The sequence below is a fragment of the Ensifer sp. ENS02 genome, from assembly GCF_014851885.1.
Classification (GTDB): domain Bacteria; phylum Pseudomonadota; class Alphaproteobacteria; order Rhizobiales; family Rhizobiaceae; genus Ensifer; species Ensifer adhaerens.
In genome coordinates this window covers 240,293-262,068 of sequence record NZ_JACVAO010000004.1, presented here as the reverse complement: position 1 = coordinate 262,068, position 21,776 = coordinate 240,293, and the positions used below count along the sequence as shown (strand labels likewise).

The following is a 21,776-nucleotide window of genomic DNA, read 5'->3' as shown; positions in this document are numbered from 1 at the left end:
CAAGGAGGCGTGATGCCCCGATGCCGACGGGCGTCGAAGGAGGATGTTGACAGCTGTCAACGGAGGTCAAAGCCGGATGACGACCTGTGGCGGGCCTCGCGGACGGGCATTGGGTGCGTGAACTTGTGGCACCGGTCGAACTGCCGCAACCCGGATCGCAGGTGTGCGGTTTGCCTCCAGGCGCTCGCTGAGAGAACCGTCCGGCGGCGTCAGCAGCGCCCAGAAGAACCGACAGGCGCTGCAAACATGTTTATGGCCGGGCTGGTCTTTGCCGTCTTCACCCAAACCGGTCTGGCAAAAATCGGGCAGGGACCCGTCGGGCAGGGCATAGAGCGCCAGTTCGGCCGCCGGCAGGCGAGTGGCCAGGGCAGGGCCGAGATGGGCAAAACCAAGCAGGAACAGCGCCGCGGCGCAAAGCATGCGCACGGCATTGTTCCATCTGATCTTCTCGCGACGTGTCATCGCCCCGGCTCGTTCCTGTTTCGATGGGGCAGAGATTGGCGACCGGCTTGATAAAGCTCAATGTGGCAAACCGCGCAGGGGCAGAATGCCGCAGCCAGAAGAACGCCGCGCCTCCGATTGGGGCGCGGCGATTAACCTATTGAATTATATTGTTATTGTTGCGAAATTGGCGGGCAGGGATCAATCCTCCTCGACAAAAACCTCGTGGCGCTTGGCATTCACACTCGGCAGGAACACGACGACGAGCACCAGGGCTGCGATCAGAAGCAGGATGGCGCTGATCGGTCGAGTGACGAATGTCGTCGGGTCTCCGCGCGACAGGATCATGGCGCGGCGGAGGTTTTCTTCGAGCAGCGGTCCGAGCACGAAGCCGAGCAGCAACGGAGCGGGTTCGCAGCGCAGCTTCAACAGCAGGTAGCCGACGAGGCCGAAGAAGGCGACGGCATAGAGGTCGTAGACATTGGAGTTGACGCTGTAGACCCCGATCGAGCAGAACGCCATGATGATCGGGAAGAGCACGTAATAGGGGATCTTGAGCAGCTTCACCCAGAGCCCGATCAACGGCAGATTCAGGACCACGAGCATCAGATTGCCGATCCACATGGAGGCGATGATGCCCCAGAAGAGGGCGGGCTGTTCGCTTGCGACGTTCGGACCGGGCACGATGCCCTGGATGATCATCGCGCCGATCATCAGCGCCATCACCGGATTGGCGGGAATGCCGAGGGTGAGCAGCGGAATGAACGAGGTCTGCGCGCCCGCATTGTTGGCGCTTTCCGGACCGGCGACGCCGGCAATCGCACCGTGGCCGAACTCTTCGGGGTGGTCCGAGACGCGTTTCTCCACGGTGTAGGAAGCGAAGGCCGCAAGGATTGCGCCGCCACCGGGCAGAATGCCGAGCGCCGAACCGATGATGGTGCCGCGCACGACCGGCGCGAACATGCGCTTGAAGTCGTCCCTGGTCGGCATCAGGTCGGTGACCTTGGCCATCAGCACCTCGCGGGTGCGTTCGTTTTCAAGGTTGCGCAGGATCTCGGCGATGCCGAAGACACCGACGGCGAGCGCTACGAAGTTCAGGCCGTCGGCATATTCCCGGATGCCGAGGGTAAAGCGCGGCGTGCCGGAATAGATATCGGTGCCGACGAGGCCGAGCAGGAGGCCGAGGGCGACCATGGCCAGCGCCTTGACGATCGACCCGTGCGCGAGTGCGATCGAGGAGACGAGGCCGACGATCATCAACGAGAAGTATTCGGCAGCGCCGAACTTCAGGGCGATTTCGGTCAGGGGCGGTGCGAAGACCGCGACGAGGAAGGTCGAGACGGTGCCGGCAAAGAATGAGCCGAGGGCAGCGATCGCCAGGGCGGCGCCGGCCCGACCCTTGCGGGCCATCTGGTAGCCGTCGATCGCGGTGACGGCTGACGACGATTCGCCCGGCATGTTGATCAGGATCGCCGTGGTCGAGCCGCCATACTGCGCGCCGTAATAGATGCCGGCGAGCATGATCAGCGAGGAGACCGGCTCGAGTTGGAAGGTGATCGGCAGCAGCATGGCGATGGTTGCCGTTGCGCCGATGCCCGGAAGGACCCCGATCAGGGTGCCGAGAAGCACGCCGATGAGGCAGAAGAGCAGGTTGGCGGGGGAACCGGCGGTCACAAAGCCGAGCGCGAGATTGTTGAAAAGATCCATTGCGCGTCTCCTAGAATTGGACCCAGGGGCCGAAGCGCTGGAAGGGCAGGCCGAGACCATAGCTGAACACGGCGACGGAGAAGGCCGTCAGCGCTGCGGAGAGCGCCAAAGCCATGAGCGGCGTCATGCGGCCGGAGGCAAAGCAGGCGATGAGTGCCGTGAAGAACAGTGCCGGGACGAAGCCGAGGCCGCGGACCGTGAGGCCGAAGAAAACCGGCGCCGGCAAAATGAAGAGCATGCCACGCAGCGCAATCGCGCCGATCGGCTCCCCCTGGACGCGGGTGGACTGTACGAGGATCACGATGCCGAGGAGCGTCAGGATGATCGCGAGCACGAGGGGGAAATAGCCAGGCCCCATGCGGAAGGCCGTGCCGAGCTCTAGGTTGAAGGCCTGCCAGGCGAAGAACAGGCCGACCGCGGTCAGGATCCCGCCGCAGAGCGCATTGGTGCTATCGAAGGAGAGTGATTTCATCGTGTCCCCATTTGTTTTCGCGGGGTAGCCGGGCCGAGGCGTCGACGGCCTCCCGCATTGGCATTGCCGGCTCGCGCCGGGTTCGCACATTGGGCAACGTCGCGTTGACAGCTGTCAACCGCTGTTGACGGCGCCTGTCCGGACACCGTCGGGAACATGCCCATGTCAGAACCGCCGCGCCCCGAGATGACTCGAGAGCGCGGCGCGATGAGCGGTGGATTAGTCGGCGTACTGGCCGGCCGCTTCGATCACCGGCTTCCAGCGGGCGATCTCGCCTTCGAGCTTGGTCTTCAGCGCGGCCGGGGTGGCGTCGGCGTCCGAAGACGGCTCGGTGCCGAGTTCGCCGAAGCGGGCAACCACGTTCGGATCCTTGAGCGCCACCTGCAGCGACTTCGACAGGCGTTCGGTCACTTCAGCCGGCGTACCCTTCGGCGCGTAGACGCCGTGCCAGATACCAACCTGCAGGTTCGGCAGACCACCTTCGGTGGTCGTCGGCAAGTCCGGGAAGACCTTCAGGCGTTCGGGCGAGGTGACGGCGTAAGCCTTGATCGTGCCGCCCTGAATCTGCTTGGTGGTGTTGGTCGTCTGGTCGCACATGATGTCGACCTGACCGCCGAGGAGATCGGTCATCGCCGGACCGGTGCCCTTGTAGGGAACGGTGGTCAGCGGCGTTTCGATGGCGCTCATGAACATCATGCCGCAGAGGTGCGAGGCGGCGCCGATGCCGGCGTTGGCGACGGTGACCGTGTCCTTGTTCGCCTTCACATATTCGACGAGACCCTTGAGGTCGGTCGGCTCGAGGTCCTTGCGCGCGACGATGGTCATCGGCACTTCGGTGACGAGGCCGACATATTCGAAGGCGTTCAGCGTGTCATAGGCGAGTTTGCGGTAGAGCGTCGCGCTGGTTGCCATGCCGATGTGATGGAGCAGCACGGTGTAGCCGTCCGGATCGGCCTGGGCGACGCGACCGGCGCCAAGCGTGCCGCCGGCGCCGCCGACGTTCTCGACGATGATCTGCTGGCCGAGGTCCTTCGACATGGATTCAGCAACCAGGCGCGCAACCGTATCCGTCGGGCCACCGGCGGAGAAGGGCACGACCATGGTGATCGAACGCTCGGGGTAGGTCTGTGCGTTGGCGGAAACGGCAAAAATGGAAAGGGCGGCAACGGCGCCGAGCAATGCGTTGAGGGTTTTCATCTTCTTCCTCCCGGATGAAATATGGCCAGCCGGCAAGGTTTCCTCCCACGCCGGTGCTGGATGCCCCCATTTGCGGACGCAATCTTAGCACAGACAACGGGCTGTCCGCACGATCCGACGCATTTGTCAGGAGCCTGGATCGGCTTTGGGTGGATTTGGAAACATGGCGGTGCTGGCGTGGGTGGATTTCCACCCATCGCGCGTTTGGCTGCGCGCCGCGGGAAGGGCCTAGAGGCCGGTGCGCCGCTTCAGATCGGCGATTTCGTCGGCGGTGAGGTTACGCGCAGCACCCTTCGGCAAATCACCGAGAGCGATCGTCCCGATCGAAACTCGCAGCAGCCGCAGCACTTCGAAGCCGAGCGCATCGAGCATGCGGCGAATCTGGCGGTTTCGACCCTCTTCGAGTTCCACCTCGATCCACATGTTGCGGCCGCCCACCCTTAGGCGTTCGGCCCTGGCGGCCCGCAACATCTCGCCGCCTTCGTCGATGCCGGCGACCATTTGCGCAAGCTGCGCGTCGTCGATCTGCCCGGTCAGTTGCACGTGATAGACCTTGCCGACATGGGTTTCCGGATCGAGCAGCCGCTGCGCAAGCACCGTGTCGTTGGTGAACAGCAGAAGGCCCTCGCTCGCCTTGTCGAGGCGTCCGACCGGCGACAGATGGGTGGAGTCGATGTTCTTCAGGCAGTCGAAGACCGTCGGCCGGCCCTCCGGGTCATGCCTGGTCGTCACCAGCCCGCGCGGCTTGTTCAGCATCAGGTAGACCTTCTCTTGGGCAAGCACGGCCTTACCGTCGACGGCGAGACGGTCCATGTCGACATCGACCCATGCGGTGAGGTCAGTCGCCTTGCGCCCGTTGATGCTGACGCGGCCTTCAAGCACCAGCTTTTCGGCCTGCGTGCGCGAGCAGTAACCAAGCTTGGAAAGGGCGCGGGCGACCGTCACGCGTTTTCCCGTATCGGCCGCGGGGCGGCGGCCGGTATCTCGGGCGGCTGTCGGTCGCTTCTGTTTCACGTTCTGGTCTTCCGGTTGCTGGTCATCTTGTGCAGCATGGTCCCGCCTGCGAGCATCGCCGGCGGCACAATCTCGACATCAGCCGATCTTGCTATAGTCGATCCGCCGGGCGAGCCAGCAGCCGATCGTCAGCCCCGTCACCTTGCCTTCTGCGTCACGCGAAACGACTACGGTCCAGTCTCCCGGTGCCGGCGCGTCCATCGAGCGTTTGCAGCGCAGCAGCCAGACATCGTCGGCGAGCGGCCGCAGGGCGTGCATGGCGCCTCTGCCAAGCGAACCGTCGAAACCACCATAGAAGACGCCGTTGGTGGAGACGATGTCGAGATGGGCGTCGAGTTCTGCCGCATGGTAGCGGCCGGCGATATCAGGCTTGGCGGCGCCAGAGATGCGCGCGGCGTGAACCGTCAGGTTCTCACGCGGGCGCTCCATGTGCAGCGAGGCGCCTTCCACGCGAAGGGTAACGGCCGCTGACTGCGCGCTGCCATCCGGACCGACCGCAAGCGTTTCGGCACCCGTGGCGAAGTTCAGCGCGACGCGGGATTTGCCGGCGGGCCTGGTAACGAGTGCGAGGCCCGTTTCCGGATCCAGATAGCTGCCGGTGCCGTCGGCATCCCAGGTGCCTGTCGCGGGCTCGGCATCGCTGTGGCCAAGGGCGACCTTCATCAATGCGGTCGCCGCCGCATGGGCGTCGGCTTCATGGTTGAACATCACCACGACCGAAAGGCGCTCAGCGGGCGCGTAGAGCCTGCGGCTGCGGAAGCCGCGCAGCGCGCCGCCATGGCCGGTGATGGCGACGTCGCCGATCTTTTCATGCGCAAGGCCGAACCCATAATGGGCCGGGCGGCCATCGGCATAGGTCTGCGGTACGGACAGGCGGCGATAGAGACTGTTTTCGTCATTCCGCGTCCGGTCGATGAAGCATTCCCAGGCGAGCATATCGTCGAGCGAAGCGGAAACACCGGCATCGCCCGCCCAGTAGATGTTGTTGGCCGCCTCGAAATAGCCAGCCGTCTCATTGCCCTCGTAGCCGACGATACCGTCGGGGGGCAGGCTCGTATCGGCGGTGAGGGCAGCGGTCTGCATGTCGGCCGGGCCGAACACGGAACGCTGATAGAGCTCGGCCATCGAGCGCCCGGTATGCGCTTCGATGAGGTCGGCGAGAATGCGGAAATTGCCGTTCGAATAGGAGTAGCGCGTGCCCGGCTCGAAATGGGTCGACCGCGCGGAGGAGAGCAGGGGCCGTGCGTCCTCGCGGCGGAAGGCGCCGTCGTGCCTGGCGCCTTGCAGCACGGTCAGCGCCCAGTAGTCGCGCAGCCCCGACTGGTTGTGACAGAGATGGGCCACGGTCGGGCGCTTGCCTTCGAGCAGAGGCAGGTAGGCGTCGAGCGCGCGGTCGAGCTTTGCCGGTTCGCCGACGGCGTCCAGAAGCACGGCGCAGGTCATCTGCTTGGTGATCGAGCAGATCGGTACGCGGGTTGTCGCCGTCATCGGCCTGCGGGCGGTCAGGTCGGCGTAGCCCCAGCGGTGGCTGAGGATCACCTGACCATCCCGGACCACACCGGCGACGCCGCCGGGACCGGGATAGTGTTGGGGCAGGGCTTTTAGGGCGCGTTCGAGAGTGGAAAGTTCGGAAGTGGTCATGGCGCTGAAGGATCGGTCCGACGAAGGGCAGGGCGGTGTCTGCCTTCGTTCGTACCGTCCCCTCCCGGCACTTGCAATGCCGCGCCGACAGCTCTCCTCAGCCGGCGCCTGCCTGGGCGTGATAGAGGCGGCTGTAGGCGCCCTTGGCGGCCAGCAGCGTTGCATGCGGTCCCTGCTCGCGAATGCCGCTGCCGTCGACCACGACGATGCGGTCGGCATCGCGGATCGTTGCCAGCCGGTGCGCGATGATCAGCGTCGTGCGCCCCTTGGAAAGCTCGGCGAGCGACTGCTGGATTGCTCTCTCGGTTTCCGTGTCGAGCGCCGAGGTGGCCTCGTCGAGAATGAGGATCGCCGGGTTTTTCAGGAACATGCGGGCGATCGCCAGTCGCTGTTTCTGTCCGCCGGAAAGCTTGACGCCGCGTTCGCCGATCACCGTGTCCATGCCGTCGGGCAGGGCGGCGATCATGCCGTCGAGCCGGGCGCGCCGCGCCGCTTCCAGGATGTCGGCTTCGTTTGCTCCGAGCCGGCCATAGGCGATGTTGTCGCGAATGGTGCCGGCAAAGAGGAAGACATCCTGCTGCACGATACCGATCTGGCCGCGCAGCGACGACAGGGTGATGTCGCGGATATCGGTGCCGTCGACAGTGATTGCGCCTTCCATCACTTCGTAGAAGCGCGGCAGAAGCGAGCAGATCGTCGTCTTGCCGGCGCCCGACGGGCCGACGAAGGCGATCGTCTCGCCGGCGCGGATCGTGAGGTCGATATTCTGGATGATCGGCTTTTCGGCGCTGTAGCCGAAGGAGACGTTGCTGTAGGTGATGTCGCCCTTGAGATCAGCGACGTCGGTCGCACCGGGACGATCCTCGATATCGGGCTCGGTTTCCATCAGTTCGAGGAAGCGCTTGAAGCCGGCGATGCCCTTCGGATAGGTCTCGATCACCGAATTAATCTTCTCGACCGGCCGGAAGAAGACGCCGACCAGAAGCAGGAAGCTGACGAAGCCGCCATTGGTCAGCTCGCCCGTCAACACGAAGTAGCACCCGGTAATCATCACGATCAGCTGCGTCAGCCGCATGCTCATGTAGCTCAGCGACGTGCTGGCCGCCATGATACGGTAGGCCTCAAGCTTGGTGCGGCGATAGTTCTGGTTGTCGGTCTCGAACAGGCTGCGCTCATGGGCCTCGTTGGCGAAGGCCTGGACCACGCGCATGCCACCGACATTCTCCTCGATACGGGCGTTGAAGTCTCCGATCCGGCCGTAGAGATTGCGAAAATTCCGGGTCATGCGCCCGCCGTAGCGGCTGGTCACCCAGGCGGTCAGCGGCACGACGGCGGCGGTAATCAGCGCCAGCTGCCAATGCACCATCAGCATCAGGATCAGCGCACCGATGAAGGTCATGACGGCAATGAACAGATCCTCCGGACCGTGATGCGCGACCTCGCCGATTTCTTCCAGATCCTTGGTGAGGCGGCCGACGAGATGGCCGGTCTTCTGGTTGTCGAAGAACGAGAAAGAGAGCTTCTGCAGATGATCGAAGGCCATGCGCCGCATGTCCGTCTCGATATTGATGCCGAGCATGTGGCCCCAATAGGTGACGGTTGCCATCAGGCCGGTGTTGAGCAGGTAGACGATCAGCAGCCCCACGGAGGACAGCAGGATCAGTGTCCATTCCTGGCTCGGCAAGAGCTGGTCGACGAACAGCTTCACCGCAATCGGGAAGCCGAGTTCGAGCAGGCCTGATAGTACGGCGCAGGAAAAGTCGAGAATGAACAGGCCGCGATAGGGGCGGTAGAACGCGAAGAAACGCTTCAGCATGCACGTGCACTCACTGGGGGCGGGGGCGCCATGGGCGCTGATAGAAAGATGATTTTTAATGTCATGTTTTTGGATCGAAACCAACCCAGAAAAGCGTGAAAGCGTGTCGGCCACGTGACGCGACCGATGTCTCGTGCACCTGCGAGACGCAATCGGTTCACTTCGGCACCGGTGGGAAGGAAACGTTAACCATAGGCTTCGTAGAAATGGAATCAGCAGAGCAAATCGCCTTCGGTTGGGGACACCGGAAGCGGAGCCATTGCTCGATATCACTACGCGTAGGGCGTCTTTGTGCGTTCGCGTCAACGCACGAAGTCCAGGGGGCAAACGAGACGATGGCAAGCAATCAATCAGTGGAAGCCACGGAAACCAACACCATTGTTCCGTTTCCGGTGGTCAGGAGATTGCATGCCATTCGCAGTGCTGCCGCCGAGCTTGAAGATCTGCACGGTGCCGAAGCGCTGCAATTCTGGCGCCGCCGCTGCCGCGCTCTAGCGGATGAGCTCTTTGCCTGCGGATGTTCGGAAGAGGAAGTGCGCCATCAGGTTCTGGTTTTTCAGGACGAGGTGCAGATCGAGCTGCAGCATCGCCACCTCTCGCGTCTTTCTGCAGGCGCGATGAGCCAGTAGCCGCTGCGTCTCAGGCCACCGGCAATTCCGGATCCCAGGTAAACAGCTCCTTGGCCCTCGCGATGCCGCGCAGCGCAAAGCGGCCGAGCGAGACTGCGTGGACCCGTTCATCCGGCGGGCAGGCTTCGACGAAATCAGACGACATGATCATGTGCCGCTCGACGGAACGGCACATCGAGGAAATGCGGCTCACCTCATTGACCGCCGGGCCGACCACGGTGAAATCGAGGCGGGTCTGGCTGCCGATATTGCCATAGAAAACTTCGCCAATATGGAGCCCGAGATAGACCTCGGTGGTCGGCTTGCCTTCGGCCTGCCGGCGGGTGTCGAGTTCCGCAAGCATGCGGCGCAGCTGCCGTTCGGCGGCGATTGCGTTGGCGCAGGCGGTCCCCGGATCGTCGGCATTGAAGATCGCCAGAACACCGTCGCCGATCAGCTTCAGCACGCTGCCGCCATGGTCGTGAATGGCGGTGATCACGGTTCCTGAATAATCGTTGAGAAGCGGGATGATCTCGTCGGGTGCTGCGGTGTCGGAGATGCGCGTATAGCCGCGCAGGTCGGAAAACCACATGACCGTTTCGATGCGTTCGGCCGAACCGCGGGCAATGCTGCCTTTGACGACGCGCTGGCCGGCATCGGCGCCGAGATAAACGTCCGCAAGCGTGCTGATGATCCTCACGCATGAGCCTGCCTTCACCGCCAGCGCAAGCGTTGGCAGCAGGATACGGAGTGCTGCGATGTCATCGTCGCTGAAGCCACCGTCGTTCCGCGTCGTCCAATAGGAATAGAAACAGTCCATCTCGCCGACGCGGCCCTGGTCGGTGAAGTGGTGGATCATGCTGACGCAGTCGGTGTGGCCTTCGTCTTTCAGCTTGTCCAATATGTTGTAGGTGGTGCCCTCGTCGGAGGAAAGCCGGATGCGGCGCTCCGCGGTTCGGTCGCAAAGCATGTGGTAGAAGATCGAATTCTGCCAGTTCAGCAGCGCCTCGCCCGTGGTCGTCGAGCCGTATTGGATGACCTCCGGCGTGATCTCGCTTTCGTCGTTCCACTGGAACGCGCGCCCCTCGAATTCGGGATGCAACGTGTCGATCAACCCGAGCGCGCGGGCAAGGTCGAGACCGGCTGCCCGACATTGCTCGCAGAAGCCGGCAAACAGCTCCGGCTCGTCCAGTCCCTTCAGGCCCTGTTCTGAAAGCCAGAGCACGATATCGCGTAGCTGTTGGTCGTTCATGGCGCATCCCGCTCGGCCGAGGTCGACTGCCTGATGATGTGGTGCATCATCCATAGCCGAACCAGGGCTCAGAGCGAAAGATGCAGTTTGCCCGTTTCGCTCTCCGCCGGCACGGCGCAACAGATCAGCGCTTCGCCTTCGCCGACCGGGAAGGAGGGCTGCGAGGGGTAGGTCACCCTGCCCTCCAGCACTGGCGTCCGACAGGTGCCGCAACTGCCGTTGCGGCAGCCGTATTCCGGCTTCAGGCCACGCGCCTCCGCCAGATCAAGCAGCGTGCCTTCGCCCGGTTGCCAGCGCGCCTCCTTGCTCGACTTGGCAAAGACGACGTGAACCGGGGCGTTCGCCGCCGGTACCATCACCGGGCCAGAACCGCCGTCCGGTCGCCGGGTCAGCGACGACAGCCCGAAGGCCTCCGCATGGATGCGGGCATCGGCGATGTTGAGCGCCCGCAAGCCGTCATAGAGCGACTGGGTGAAGGCGGCCGGGCCGCAGAGATAGAAATCGTAGTCGTCGAAGGGCAGGGTGGCCTTGAGATGGGTGAGGTCGATGCGACCGGCAATGTCATAGTCCTGGCTTTCGATGGCCGTTGCCGGCTGGCTCAGCGCCCGCACCAGACGAATATTGCCCTCGCCTTCCGCGACCAGGTCGGCGATCTCCCGATCGAAGGCGCGCTCTTCCGGCGAGCGGGCGGCCTGAAAGATCCAGGTCGGGCGCGTGCGCCGCTTGCGGCGGCTTTCGGCGACAATGTGCTTGAGCATGGCAAGGATCGGCGTGATGCCGACGCCGGCGCCGATCAGCACGGCGGGCCGCCGCTCGGTTCCATCGATCGTGAAGCTGCCGGCAGGCGCCCGCGCCTCGATCCGGTCTCCAGGCTTCAGTCCGTGCAAGTGCCGGGAAGCCACGCCGTCCTTCTTGACGCTGATGCGGTAGAGACCATCCGTCGGTGCCGAGGACAGCGTATAGCTCCTGACGAGCGGTCTTTCGCCGTCTCCGACGTTGATGCGGATCGGCAGGTGCTGGCCGGCCTGATGGGCCATGAGCCCGACGCCATCGTCCGGCGCGAGGTAGAGTGAGCGGATCGTCGTGCTCTCGTCCTCAACGCGGGCAATCCGGAACGGGCGCCACGCATCGGCAAGGGCCGCGGCCTCAAGCCGGACCTTCGCCTGATCCCAGTCGCCGGTGGAATTGAGACTGGGAGACCAGCCGCCCTCCTCGAAGGCCCAGCGAAGCGGCAGGCCGTCCTCGCGATAAATGACCTTCTCCGGCCGGAAGCGCCACAGGCGTTCGGCGCCCTGAAATGCCGCGACCTCCGGAGAAGACAGGATCACCTCGGCGCTGCCGGTCATCTGCAGCATGTCGCCGGTCGCAAAATCGACGAACAGCAGTCCTGCGCGCGGGTTGACCATGAAATTGCCGAGCGTGTTGAAGAACAGGTTTCCGGAGAAGTCCGGAATCGTCAGCACGCCGTCCTCGCCGATCTGTACGAAACCCGCCTTGCCGCCGCGATGCGAGACGTCGACCTGGCGCTCGCCGCTGTCGCGATCGACGTAGGACGCGACGAAGAAGGTGTCGGCCTTGGCGATGATGGCCCGGGCGCGGGCGTCGAGCACGCGACCATGCACCGGGCGCACCGAGGCCGGCTGGTGCGGGTCGCGAACGAAGGCGAACTGGCGAAGCTGGATATATTGCGGGCAGTTGCCGAAGCTCTGCCGGACGCGGAGCGTGAAGCCGTCGTCGGCATCGCGCCGGATCGCGCCGTTCAACCGGTTCCTGCGCCGGGTTTCGAGCTGGATGCCGAGCATGCCGATGGAGTGCGCGTCCTCCATGCCGGCATCGGCCGGATCATCCCTGTCACGCGGCAACCGTATATCGAGATTCCAGGCGTCCGGCGCCTGCATGAAGCCGGGGGCTGCCGCGCGCATCGTCGCCCAGACATCGCCGCTCGCGTCGACGGCTCCGAACATGGCGAAGGGCAGCATCGGGAAGAATTGCTGGTGCTGCTCCGGCATGAAGCTGCGCACGAAATTGCGCCCGGTCGCATCCATGCGCTCGGCGACGCCGAGGCTGCGCTGGATGGCGAGTTCGCCTTCGTGCCACGGCGAATCCGGCTTTTTCTGCTGTGCGTTGTCCGGCATGGTCGGGTGTCCCGGTTGGAAGGGGGCCGGGGCAGCGCTGCCGCCCCGGGGAGCTTGGATCAGGCGGCGAGGCCGACGGCGGTCTTCTCAAAGCCGACGAAGCCGGGCAGGCGCTCGATGCGCGAAAGCCAGGCACGAACATGGGCGTAGTCGGAAAGGTCGACATTGCCTTCCGGTGCTGCCGACACGTAGCTGTAGAGGGCGACGTCGGCGATGGTCGGCCTTGCGCCCACGAGGAAGTCGTGGCCGGCAAGCTCCGCATCGATCTGTGCAAGCACCCGGTGGGCCCTGGAGATAGCCCCTTCTGCATCCAGATTGGCGCCGAAGACCGTGACGAGACGCGCGGCTGCCGGACCAAAGGCGATGTCGCCAGCGGCAACCGAGAGCCATTTCTGCACCTTCGCCGCCGAGGCCGGATCTTCCGGCAGCCAGTCGATGCGGCCGAGCTTCTTGGCGAGGTAGACGAGGATGGCGTTGCTGTCGGCGATGACCGTGCCTTCGTCGTCGAGCACCGGAACCTGACCGAAGGGATTGAGCGCGAGGAATTCCGGCGCCTTGTGTGCCCGCGCCTTGAGGTCGACGTCGATCAGCTCGTGCGGCACGCCGAGCAGCGACAGGAAAAGCTGCGCCCTGTGCGAGTGGCCGGAGAGCGGATGGCGGTAGAGTTTCATGGGAGATGTCCTCGAAGAGCTTGAGAACCGTCACGGCCCTCCGGCGGTTCGGAATGAACCACCTTCGAGATCAATCTATGACTTTCCAATTTTCGGCAGTAGAATGCGATTTCGATAGTCTGATTTCCGAATTATGGAAGGATAAAAGTGGACCGTCTCGACGCCATGGGGGTTCTGATCGCCGTCATCGAAAACGGCAGCCTGTCGGCAGCCTCCCGGCACCTCAAGGTGCCGTTGGCCACGATCAGCCGGAAGGTTTCCGAGCTTGAAACGCATCTGGGCGCGCAACTCCTCACCAGGACCAACCGCAGGATCCAGTTGACCGAGGCGGGCCGCGTCTATGTCGAGGCTGCCAAGGAGATCCTTGCCCGCGTCGAAGAGGCGGAACGGGTGGCAGCCGGCGAATACAGCACGATCAAGGGCGATCTGACGGTCTCTGCGCCCATCGTCTTCGGACGCCTGCATGTGCTTCCCGTCGTGGTCGATTTCCTCAAGGCCCATCCCGAGGTCGATATGCGGCTCGCCTTGGGCGACCGGTTCGCCAATCTCGTCGACGATCACATCGACGTGGCGCTGAGGATCGGCAACCTGCCCGACAGCAATCTCGTGGCGACGAAGATCGGCACGGTGCGCCGGGTGGTCTATGCAAGCCCCGATTATGTCGCGCGGCATGGCGTGCTCCGGCACCCGAGCGAACTTGCCGATCACGATTGCATCACCTTCGAAAACGTCACGGCCGCCCATGTCTGGCGTTTCCTCGACGGCGGGCGCGAGCTGGCCGCGCCGATCCGGTCGCGGCTTATCGTCAATACGGCGGAATCCGCCGTCGACGCGGCGATATCCGGTCTTGGATTGACGCGGGTGCTTTCCTATCAGGTGGCGCGCCAAGTGGCGGACGGCCTGCTCGTGCCGCTGCTGGAAGACTTTGAGCACCCGGCGCTGCCGGTCCAGCTCGTCTATCTTCCGCAGGGGCTGGTGCCGATGAAGCTCCGGGCCTTCGTCGACTTCGCCGCCCCGCGGCTGCGCGCGGTCCTGCGATAGTGGGCGGCGGCTAGTCCGGCTGGCTGCGTTCGCCGGTCGTCGGGCGGATGTGTCGGGCGTAGGTTCGGCCGACGCGGATCTCGCTGCCGTCGGAGAGAAGGGCGATGAGCGCGGCGAAGGGGGCCTGCTTCAGCCCCACGATACAGTCCCGGCGCACGATCGAGCTGCGATGCAGCCTGAGGAATTCTGCGGGATCGAGGCGACGCTCGAGCGAGGCGAGGCTTTCGTGGTGCAGATAGGACCGGCCCTCGACGTGAATGCGGACATAGTCGCGTTCCGCCTGAAAGCGCACGACCCGGTCGAGCGCGATCCGCACGAATTCTCCCCGGGCCTTGATCCAAAGGTCGCCGGTCTGGGTTTCGTGCTTGCGCAGCGCCTGGCGCAGCGCCGTCACGGTTTCGTTGAGTTCGAGCACCCGCTCGGCGCTCGTGCGTGCGGCGATTGCGAGGCGGGCTCGCTCGATCGCGGTGCGCAGGCGGCTGGATTCGATCGGCTTGGTGACATAGTCGACCGCGGCGGCTTCGAAGGCGCGCAGCGCATAGTGGTCGAAGGCGGTCACGAAAACGACTGCGGGTGCGTGGTCGCCCAGCCGTTCCAGGACATCGAAGCCGGTGCCGCCCGGCATCTGGATGTCGAGCAGGATCGCGTCCGGCGAAAGCTCGGCAACCATGGAGCAGGCTTGCTGCACGTTGCCGGCCGTTCCCACCACCTCAACGGCGGGCATGGCGCCGAGCAGGCGCAGAAGGCGCCGCCGCGCCAGCGGCTCGTCGTCGATGACGAGGATCGAAAGCGGAACAGTCTGGATTTCATTCATGCAAGCCTCAGCGGCATTGTGATTGCAGCTCTGAAACGACCGGGCGTGACGAGACCCGAAACGCAGGCGCCGACGCCGGGAAAACGAGCCTGGACGCGATCGGCTACATTCTTGAGGCCGATCCCCGTGCCCGGCCTCCGCTCGGTTTCGGGTGCTGCCGCAATGTCGTTTTCGACGGAGATTTCCAGCGCATGGCCCACTTTGGCGGCGCTGATGACGATTTCCACCTGATCCGGCGAGCGGCTGACCCCGTGCTTGACGGCATTTTCGATCAGCGGCTGCAGGATGAGGCTTGGCACCAAGGCCTCCTCGAGACCGGTGTCGATGTCCATTCGGAGCCTCATGCGGTCGCAATAGCGCTCGCCCTCGATATGCAGGTAACGGGCCTGGAGCGCGAGTTCGTCGGCAAGCCGCACGTCGTGCAGCGGGTCAAGCTCCAGCGTCGTGCGCAGAAAGTTGGACAGCGACATCACCATGCGCGTCGCGGCAAGGGACTGCCCCTCCTCGATCAGGCCGGTGATGGAGTTCAGTGTGTTGAACAGGAAATGCGGGTTGACCTGGTAGCGCAGCGCTCGCATCTGTGCGGCGAGTGCCTCCTCGCGCGTGATCGCCAGGCGTCGCTCGCGCTCGCGCAGTTCGAAGCTGTAGAGCAATGCCACGAAGAAGAAGGACCAGCCGACGAAGGTCGCCATGCTGTAGACCAGCGTGTAGCCGATGCTGGTCCAATCGGGCGTGATCGGGTCGGGACGCACGATGAAAAGATAGAGAAGAAAGTCGACGCCGGTATTGGCGATCGCAGCCATCAGAGCGGTCGTAAAGCCGACGACGATCTTCAGCGCGATGTGTTGATGGCGGACGCCGAACATCGCAGCGGCGATGCCATAGGAAAAGACCATGCCGCAGGACATCAACAGGAGCTTGCCTGGCGCGGACATGATCGGGTCGATCCCGAGGATCGCCCAAAGAATGCTGCTGATCAGGAATTCCACGAACCAGTAGAGTAAACCGAGCCAGAGCGTCGCGCGCCGCACGCTGGCGATGTAAGCGCTCTCGTCCACCGATCTTGCGTCGTCCTCAGGTTTCATGGCCATTTTTATCCTTCAACCGGCCGCCGATGTCGATTGCCGTTCGTCGGCCAAATCGAGCGGTTTGCAGAAAGGCCCGGACTTTCGACTACCGGCCGTCGTTGGCCGGAGAGCGGCGATCAGACCAGCCGCAGCGGCATGGTGATCGCTGCCCGAAAACGGTGCGGTGCCACGAGGCCGGATATGAAGGCTCCGACCTCGGGGAACCGGGCCTTGATGCGGTCGGCGACATTCCTCAGTCCGGTGCCGGTCCCGGCAGGTTTGTTCGCCGGGCGCGGCGGCTCGTTCGCCATGTCGTTTTCTACGGAAAGCTCCAGCGTCTCGCCTTGCCTTGCCGCCCGGATCACGATCTCGACCACGCCGATCGAACCGCCCACGCCGTGCTTGGCCGCATTTTCGATCAATGGCTGAAGGATGAGGCTCGGGACCAGCGCCTGCTCCAGGCCCGGTGCAATCTCGAGCTTGACCCGCATGCGGTCGGAGAAGCGTTCGCCCTCGATGTTGAGATAGCCGAGCTGCAAGGCCAGCTCGTCGGCAAGGCAAACGTCCTGCATCGGATCCAGCTCGAGTGTCGTGCGCAGGAAGGAGGAGAGCGAGAGCACCATGCGGCGGGCGGTCGTCGATGCGCCCTCTTCGATCAGCCCGGCAATCGAGTTCAAGGTGTTGAACAGGAAGTGCGGATTGACCTGGTAGCGCAGCGCCCGCATCTGCGCCGTCAGCGCTTCCTCCCGTGTCACGGCAAGCCGGCGTTCCCGCTCGCGCAGTTCGGAATTGGCGAGAAGGGCGATGTAGAGAAACGCCCATCCGTGAAACAGCGCCATGCAATAGATGAGGGTGTAGCCGACATTGGTCCAGTTGATTGGGCCCGGATCGCCATGCTCGATCAGGCCGTGACTGAGGAGATCGATGCTGGCATTGATCGCTGCGGCGACGAGCGCCAGGGCGGAGCCGAGCAGAAGCTTGAAGAGGATGGACCTGCCCCGGAAGCGAAAGAGTGCCACTGCCATCGCATAGGACATGAGTGTCCCGTTCAGCATCAGGATCAGGGTGATCGGCGCGATCGCAATCGGGTTATATCCAAGGAAAGCCCAGAGCGTACTGCTGATGACGAACTGCATGAACTGGTAGAGGAGCCCGAGGAAGAGCGTCGCCCGCCGAACGCTTGCGGCATATCCAGCCTCGTCAGGCAAAACCGTCTCATGTCCTCGCGCCATGCGAGGTTTTATCCTTCAAGTCCATATGGTTGTCGACCGCCGTTCGTCGCCGAAAACAAGCCGTTTGCAGAAACCCACAGCCCTTCGACGCCGCAATCTGCCGTTTGCAGAAAGCCGAATTCTCGCTTTTTGCGGGCTTGCTATAGCCGCCCCATGACCCGTGCTTTCCCGGCGAATCCGTTCGCCTGGGATTTGTGCGCCCACGAATGAAAAGGAAAAGGGGCAGACATTGAATACCTGTGCGAAGGCGGACGTTTTGAGGATCAACCTTCTGAGTTCGACGGCGCTCGGTCGCGCCGGACTGCTCTCACTGGCTCTGGCCGCCGTGCCACTCGTGCCGTCGCCGGCAAAGGCGGCCGGATTGCTGGTTCCAAACGACACAACGTGGTCCAGCGACCATACGATCAACGGCAATCTCGTTATCCGCGGCGGGCCGGGCGGCGCGACACTGACGATCAACAATGGTGCCAAGGTTGAGAGTACCGATGGTTACATCGCAGACAGTCGCGGCAGCGTCGGCACGGTCGTCGTCTCCGGGCCGGGCTCGACCTGGGACATCGTCGATGCCAATCCCAACGGCGACCGCATGCTCTTTGTTGGCGGCTTCGAAGGCGGTATCTATGGCGGCAAGGGCACGCTGATCGTCGAGAACGGCGGCAAGGTTTCGGCTAAGGAGACCTATGTCGGCGCCCTGCAGGAGGGCGACGGAACGCTCGTGGTGCGCGGCGCGGGTTCCATGCTAAACACCGAGTTCCTGGGGGTCGCTTACGGTGCACTGACGCTCAACACCGCTACAGTTCGGATCGAGGACGGCGGCCTCGTCAACACCAACAAGACCTACTTCGAAAACGGCACGGTGCTCGTCACCGGCGACAATACGCGCTGGGTCAACACCGGTGAATTCACGATCGGCGACAGCTTTACCGTCGAAAAGGGCGCTGTCGTTTCCACCAACACCGCGATCCTGCGTGAGGACGAGAGCACCGACACCATCCAGGCCGTTATCGACGGCGCCGGCAGCGAACTCAAGGTCGCCGACAGGTTGCTGATCGGCGAGGCTGGTCGGGCGAACCTTTCGATCGCCAACGGCGGCAAGCTCTCGGTTGGCGGTGACATCGTGCTCTCCGCCGTCGGCGGCATCAACAACGAGGGCATGGGCAACCTGACGATTGGCGGCAAGGTCAATCTCAACAACATCGCTGAACCGATCGCCGAACAGGCGCAGGCGGCAGGCACGGTCAATTCCTCGGCGAAAATCGATTTCGGACCGCGCAAGGGCTACGTCAACTTCAACCATACGAACACGGGCTACGAGTTCGCCAACACGATGGTCGGCAAGGGCACGATCACCAACTTCTCCGGCGAGACCATCGTTGGCGGCGACCTGTCGAAGTTCTACGGCAAGGTGAATGTCTCCGGCGGCAAGCTGGTCCTGAAGGGCAATATCGACACGATCGACAACGACCCGGACAACGGTCCCGTGGACTTCAGCGAGACCCGCTTCGAAGTGAGCGGCGGCACCCTGATCGTCGATGGCGAAACGGGACGTGTTGAGGGCGATCGTTTCTATACCAATGAAGTGAATGTGCTCGGCGAGTTGAACCGCATTCGCAATCCGAACTCGACCGCTTTCGGCAGGCTCGGCGGCTCCGGCACGGTCGGCGACACGTTTATCGACAAGAATGCGATCATCTCGCCCGGCAACAATTCGACCGGAACGCTGACGATCATGGGCCGGCTGGATATGGCCTCTGGCTCGATCTATGAGGCCGATATCGCCGGCGACGGCCGCTCCGACCGGATCGTTGTCAAGAGCATAGGCACCAACGACAACACCGGTATCGCCAAGATCGGAACCGGTACCAATGTCCAGGTGACGGCACTCGACGCCAACACCAGCTACAAGACCGGTCAGACCTACACGATCCTGACCGCCGATCGTGCGATCGAAGGCAAGTTCGCCGAGGCGATTTCGAAATCGGCGTTCCTCGAAATCTCGCTCGACCAGAAGGAAAAGCAGGTCGATCTGACGATCAAGGTCAAGAACGGCGGCAAGCCGGGCGGCGAAGAGCCGGGTAAGCCGGGTGAGCCGGGTGGAGAGCCGAAACCGGGCGAGCCGGGCGGAGAGCCCAAGCCTGGTGTCTTCGAAGGCGAGGCTGCCACCGGCAACCAACGGCAGACGGCACTGGCGCTGAACACTCTTGCCCAGAGCGGCCCGTCGGTCGGCCTCTACAATGCATTGACACTGCTCGACGGCGCCGGGGCACGCCGTGCCTTCGATCAGCTCTCCGGCGAAGTCCATGCGTCGGCCCAGACCGCGTTGATCAACGACAGCAGCCTGTTGCGCCACGCGGCGAACGACCGCATCCGCGATGCTTTCGGCGACGTCGGCGCTGCAAACGTCCCGGTTCTGGCCTACGGTCCGGAGGACAAGATCACGACAGGCGCAGTCGCGGCGGTCAACTCTGTCCCGGTGGCGCCGCCGGCCATGGTCGGCTGGGGACAGGTGTTCGGGTCCTGGACCAACACCGACGGCAACGGCAACGCCGGTGCGCTCGATCAGTCGACCGGCGGTTTCGTTACCGGTTTCGATGCGGCTATCTCGGACAATGCGCTCGTCGGTATCATGGCCGGCTACAGCCGGACCAACTTCGACGTCGACAGCCGCTCGGCGAGCGGCAACAGCGACAATTACCACCTTGGTGTCTATAGCGGCAGCCGGTGGGGCGACGTCGCACTGCGCTCGGGCCTTGCCTATACCTGGCATTCGATCAACACGTCGCGCAATGTCGCCTTCCCGGGCTTCAGCGATCAGTTGAAGGCCGATTATGACGCCGGTACCTTCCAGGCCTTCGGTGAAGTCGGCTACCGCATCGACCTGCCGAGTGTCGCGCTCGAGCCGTTCGCCAACCTCGCCTATGTCAGCCTGCACACCGACGGCTTCACCGAGCGCGGTGGTGCGGCGGCCCTTTCGAGCCGGAGCAACACGACGGATACGACCTTCACGACGCTCGGTCTTCGCGCTTCGGCTCCGCTCAGCCTCGGCACGACCGAAGCGAAGCTGCGCGGCATGCTCGGCTGGCAGCATGCCTTCGGCGATACGACCCCGTTCTCGTCGATGGCGTTCGGCACGGGCAGCGCCTTCTCGGTCGCCGGTACGCCGATCGCCGAGGATGCGGCGATCATCGAAGCCGGCATCGACTTCGCGCTGACCGGCAATGCGAGCCTCGGCATCACCTATACCGGCCAGTTCGGCTCCGGCACGACGCAGAACGCGGTCGACGCCAAGCTCGATGTGCGCTTCTGATGCGCAGGTTCGTCTGGCTCTCGACAATGCTGATGGCGACGTTCGTCGCCATCACGCCGCTTCATGGCGAAGACGCCGCCGGCAAACCCGCGGCGCCCTCCCAGCTTTCGGAGACCTACGAGGACTGGAGCGTCGCCTGCGCCGAGATCGAGGGAAAGAAACATTGCCTCCTCTCGCAGCGCCAGTTCCACAAGAGCGGTCAGCATGTCCTGACGATCGAGCTTCGCACGGCGGCCGAAGCCGGGCTTGAGGGGAGCCTCGCGCTCCCCTTCGGTCTTTATCTGGACAAGGGCGTGACGCTTGGCGTCGACGACGCGACCGGCGGCAAGCCGACCCGCTTCCGCACCTGCTTGCCGCTCGGCTGCATCGTGCCTTTGACCTTCACCGAAGCGACGGTTGCGCTGCTTCGTAGCGGCACGGCATTGAAGATCGGCGCGTTCGCCAGCGACAGCCAAAAGGACGTGGCGTTCGCTGTCTCGCTCAAGGGCTTCGCTGCAGCACTCGACCGGGTGATCGCCCTGTCCGGAAAGAGCTGAGGCAACGTCACGGCCTTCGCTTCACCGCCAGGCTTTTGGCCGGTTTTTTTAAGGTGCGTAGCCTCCCGGGGCGGGCCCGGTCGTGCGAAAGAGCGCGGCCGGGTCTTCTCCATGGGGGGAACCGAGTGTCGCCATCCGGACGCGCCACCGTTGGTGGGCGCTTTCGGCCTATCGGGAGGACACGTCGATCGCATCGCCGATGGCGTAGAAATGCCCGCCCGCCACATAGTGCAGGCTGCGCAAGGCCGGATCGGCCGTCTCGAACATCCAATGCCCGTCGCGAAACACGCGATCGTCGGCCCAGGCCGCGAAGACTTCGCCGATGAACAGGTCGTAGCGGCTCTCGATCGACGGCTCGCTGATCAGCCGGCAGGCGAGCCAGGCGGAGCAACCGGTAACAAGCGGAAGATCATAGTCCGGCATGTCGAACAGTTTGACGCCGGCGTTGCGAAGTTTGTCGGGATCGTCGTGAAGGCTCGTGGTGCCCACCGCATGGGTCAGCAGCGCCTGGGCGGCGGTCGGCACCTGGATGACGAACACGCCCGCTTCCTCCGCGAGGCTGCGGGTACGGGTGGCGCTGTCGAGCACGACCGTCAGCTTGGGCGGATCGTAATCGAGCGCGCAGGCCCAGGCTGCCGCCATCACATCCTGAACGCCGCCATGGCGGGCGGAAACCAGGACTGTCGGGCCATGGTTCAGCAGCCGGTATGCCTTTTCGAGAGGAACGGCACGAATATGCGAAACCATCAGACTACCTCACCGCCATTGGCGGACATTGACCGATCATGCCTCTTCTATAGGGGCGCTGCATTTCGCCAACAAGCG

General features: G+C 63.8%; 18 protein-coding genes. 4 read left to right on the top strand and 14 right to left on the bottom strand.

Translation table 11 applies throughout. From position 1 onward, the window contains the following. Positions 1-66: 66 nt before the first annotated feature. From IB262_RS10815 to IB262_RS10785, 7 genes are all read right to left on the bottom strand, one after another. The gene (locus tag IB262_RS10815) at positions 67-462 is read right to left on the bottom strand and encodes a hypothetical protein (protein ID WP_034787727.1); all 396 of its coding nucleotides are present in this window, start codon (positions 460-462) and stop codon (positions 67-69) included. 180 nt (positions 463-642) lie between these two features. After that, positions 643-2,148: a tripartite tricarboxylate transporter permease gene (locus tag IB262_RS10810; RefSeq protein WP_034787722.1), complete on the bottom strand. Its 1,506-nt coding sequence runs from the start codon at positions 2,146-2,148 to the stop codon at positions 643-645. A 10-nt stretch (positions 2,149-2,158) separates the two neighbouring features. Beyond that, the gene (locus tag IB262_RS10805; RefSeq protein WP_034787711.1) at positions 2,159-2,620 is read right to left on the bottom strand and encodes a tripartite tricarboxylate transporter TctB family protein; all 462 of its coding nucleotides are present in this window, start codon (positions 2,618-2,620) and stop codon (positions 2,159-2,161) included. 219 nt (positions 2,621-2,839) lie between these two features. After that, positions 2,840-3,817, bottom strand: coding sequence for a tripartite tricarboxylate transporter substrate-binding protein (locus IB262_RS10800; protein ID WP_034787709.1), 978 nt, complete (start codon positions 3,815-3,817; stop codon positions 2,840-2,842). A 228-nt stretch (positions 3,818-4,045) separates the two neighbouring features. Then, positions 4,046-4,831 (bottom strand): pseudouridine synthase, encoded by a 786-nt coding sequence (locus tag IB262_RS10795; protein ID WP_034787707.1) that lies wholly within the window; start codon positions 4,829-4,831, stop codon positions 4,046-4,048. 78 nt (positions 4,832-4,909) lie between these two features. Next, positions 4,910-6,472 (bottom strand): D-aminopeptidase, encoded by a 1,563-nt coding sequence (locus IB262_RS10790; protein WP_034787706.1) that lies wholly within the window; start codon positions 6,470-6,472, stop codon positions 4,910-4,912. A gap of 97 nt (positions 6,473-6,569) precedes the next feature. Continuing rightward, positions 6,570-8,288: an ABC transporter ATP-binding protein gene (locus IB262_RS10785; RefSeq protein ID WP_034787702.1), complete on the bottom strand. Its 1,719-nt coding sequence runs from the start codon at positions 8,286-8,288 to the stop codon at positions 6,570-6,572. Between the two features lie 335 nt (positions 8,289-8,623). On the opposite strand from IB262_RS10785, the gene IB262_RS10780 reads away from it, so the two are divergent. Beyond that, the gene (locus IB262_RS10780; protein ID WP_192493552.1) at positions 8,624-8,917 is read left to right on the top strand and encodes a DUF6074 family protein; all 294 of its coding nucleotides are present in this window, start codon (positions 8,624-8,626) and stop codon (positions 8,915-8,917) included. 10 nt (positions 8,918-8,927) lie between these two features. On the opposite strand, the gene IB262_RS10775 is transcribed toward IB262_RS10780, so the two are convergent. The 3 genes from IB262_RS10775 to IB262_RS10765 all read right to left on the bottom strand — a co-directional run bounded on the left by IB262_RS10775 (position 8,928) and on the right by IB262_RS10765 (position 12,954). Beyond that, complete coding sequence (locus IB262_RS10775) at positions 8,928-10,148, bottom strand: adenylate/guanylate cyclase domain-containing protein (protein ID WP_034787961.1); 1,221 nt, start codon at positions 10,146-10,148, stop codon at positions 8,928-8,930. 68 nt (positions 10,149-10,216) lie between these two features. Next, a complete protein-coding gene (locus IB262_RS10770) occupies positions 10,217-12,283 on the bottom strand; it encodes a pyridoxamine 5'-phosphate oxidase family protein (protein WP_034787694.1) in 2,067 nt (688 codons plus the stop codon). A gap of 59 nt (positions 12,284-12,342) precedes the next feature. Next, a complete protein-coding gene (locus tag IB262_RS10765) occupies positions 12,343-12,954 on the bottom strand; it encodes a glutathione S-transferase (protein ID WP_034787691.1) in 612 nt (203 codons plus the stop codon). 147 nt (positions 12,955-13,101) lie between these two features. Between IB262_RS10765 and IB262_RS10760 the strand changes: the two genes are divergently transcribed. After that, the gene (locus IB262_RS10760; RefSeq protein WP_192493551.1) at positions 13,102-13,995 is read left to right on the top strand and encodes a LysR family transcriptional regulator; all 894 of its coding nucleotides are present in this window, start codon (positions 13,102-13,104) and stop codon (positions 13,993-13,995) included. Positions 13,996-14,005: 10 nt separating this feature from the next. Here IB262_RS10760 and IB262_RS10755 read toward each other — a convergent pair whose 3' ends face one another. The 3 genes from IB262_RS10755 to IB262_RS10745 form a co-directional block, all read right to left on the bottom strand. Then, positions 14,006-14,809 carry a LytTR family DNA-binding domain-containing protein gene (locus IB262_RS10755; protein ID WP_034787682.1) on the bottom strand — a complete coding sequence of 268 codons (804 nt, stop codon included), beginning with the start codon at positions 14,807-14,809 and terminating at the stop codon, positions 14,006-14,008. Next, the gene (locus tag IB262_RS10750) at positions 14,806-15,894 is read right to left on the bottom strand and encodes a histidine kinase (protein ID WP_051659116.1); all 1,089 of its coding nucleotides are present in this window, start codon (positions 15,892-15,894) and stop codon (positions 14,806-14,808) included. The genes IB262_RS10755 and IB262_RS10750 overlap by 4 nt, the downstream gene beginning before the upstream one ends. A gap of 119 nt (positions 15,895-16,013) precedes the next feature. Beyond that, positions 16,014-17,108 (bottom strand): histidine kinase, encoded by a 1,095-nt coding sequence (locus tag IB262_RS10745; protein WP_210337622.1) that lies wholly within the window; start codon positions 17,106-17,108, stop codon positions 16,014-16,016. A 256-nt stretch (positions 17,109-17,364) separates the two neighbouring features. Between IB262_RS10745 and IB262_RS10740 the strand changes: the two genes are divergently transcribed. Together IB262_RS10740 and IB262_RS10735 are read left to right on the top strand one after the other, a co-directional pair. Continuing rightward, entirely contained in the window at positions 17,365-20,415 is a 3,051-nt protein-coding gene (locus tag IB262_RS10740) for an autotransporter domain-containing protein (RefSeq protein WP_167550708.1), read from the top strand. Continuing rightward, positions 20,415-20,951, top strand: coding sequence for an invasion associated locus B family protein (locus IB262_RS10735; RefSeq protein WP_034787678.1), 537 nt, complete (start codon positions 20,415-20,417; stop codon positions 20,949-20,951). Before IB262_RS10740 ends, IB262_RS10735 begins: the two co-directional genes overlap by 1 nt. 168 nt (positions 20,952-21,119) lie before the next feature. Here the strand turns inward: IB262_RS10735 and IB262_RS10730 are convergent, their stop codons facing one another. Next, on the bottom strand, positions 21,120-21,698 hold the full coding sequence (locus IB262_RS10730; protein WP_034787676.1) for a flavin reductase family protein: 579 nt from the start codon (positions 21,696-21,698) through the stop codon (positions 21,120-21,122). Between the last annotated feature and the right edge of the window lie 78 nt (positions 21,699-21,776).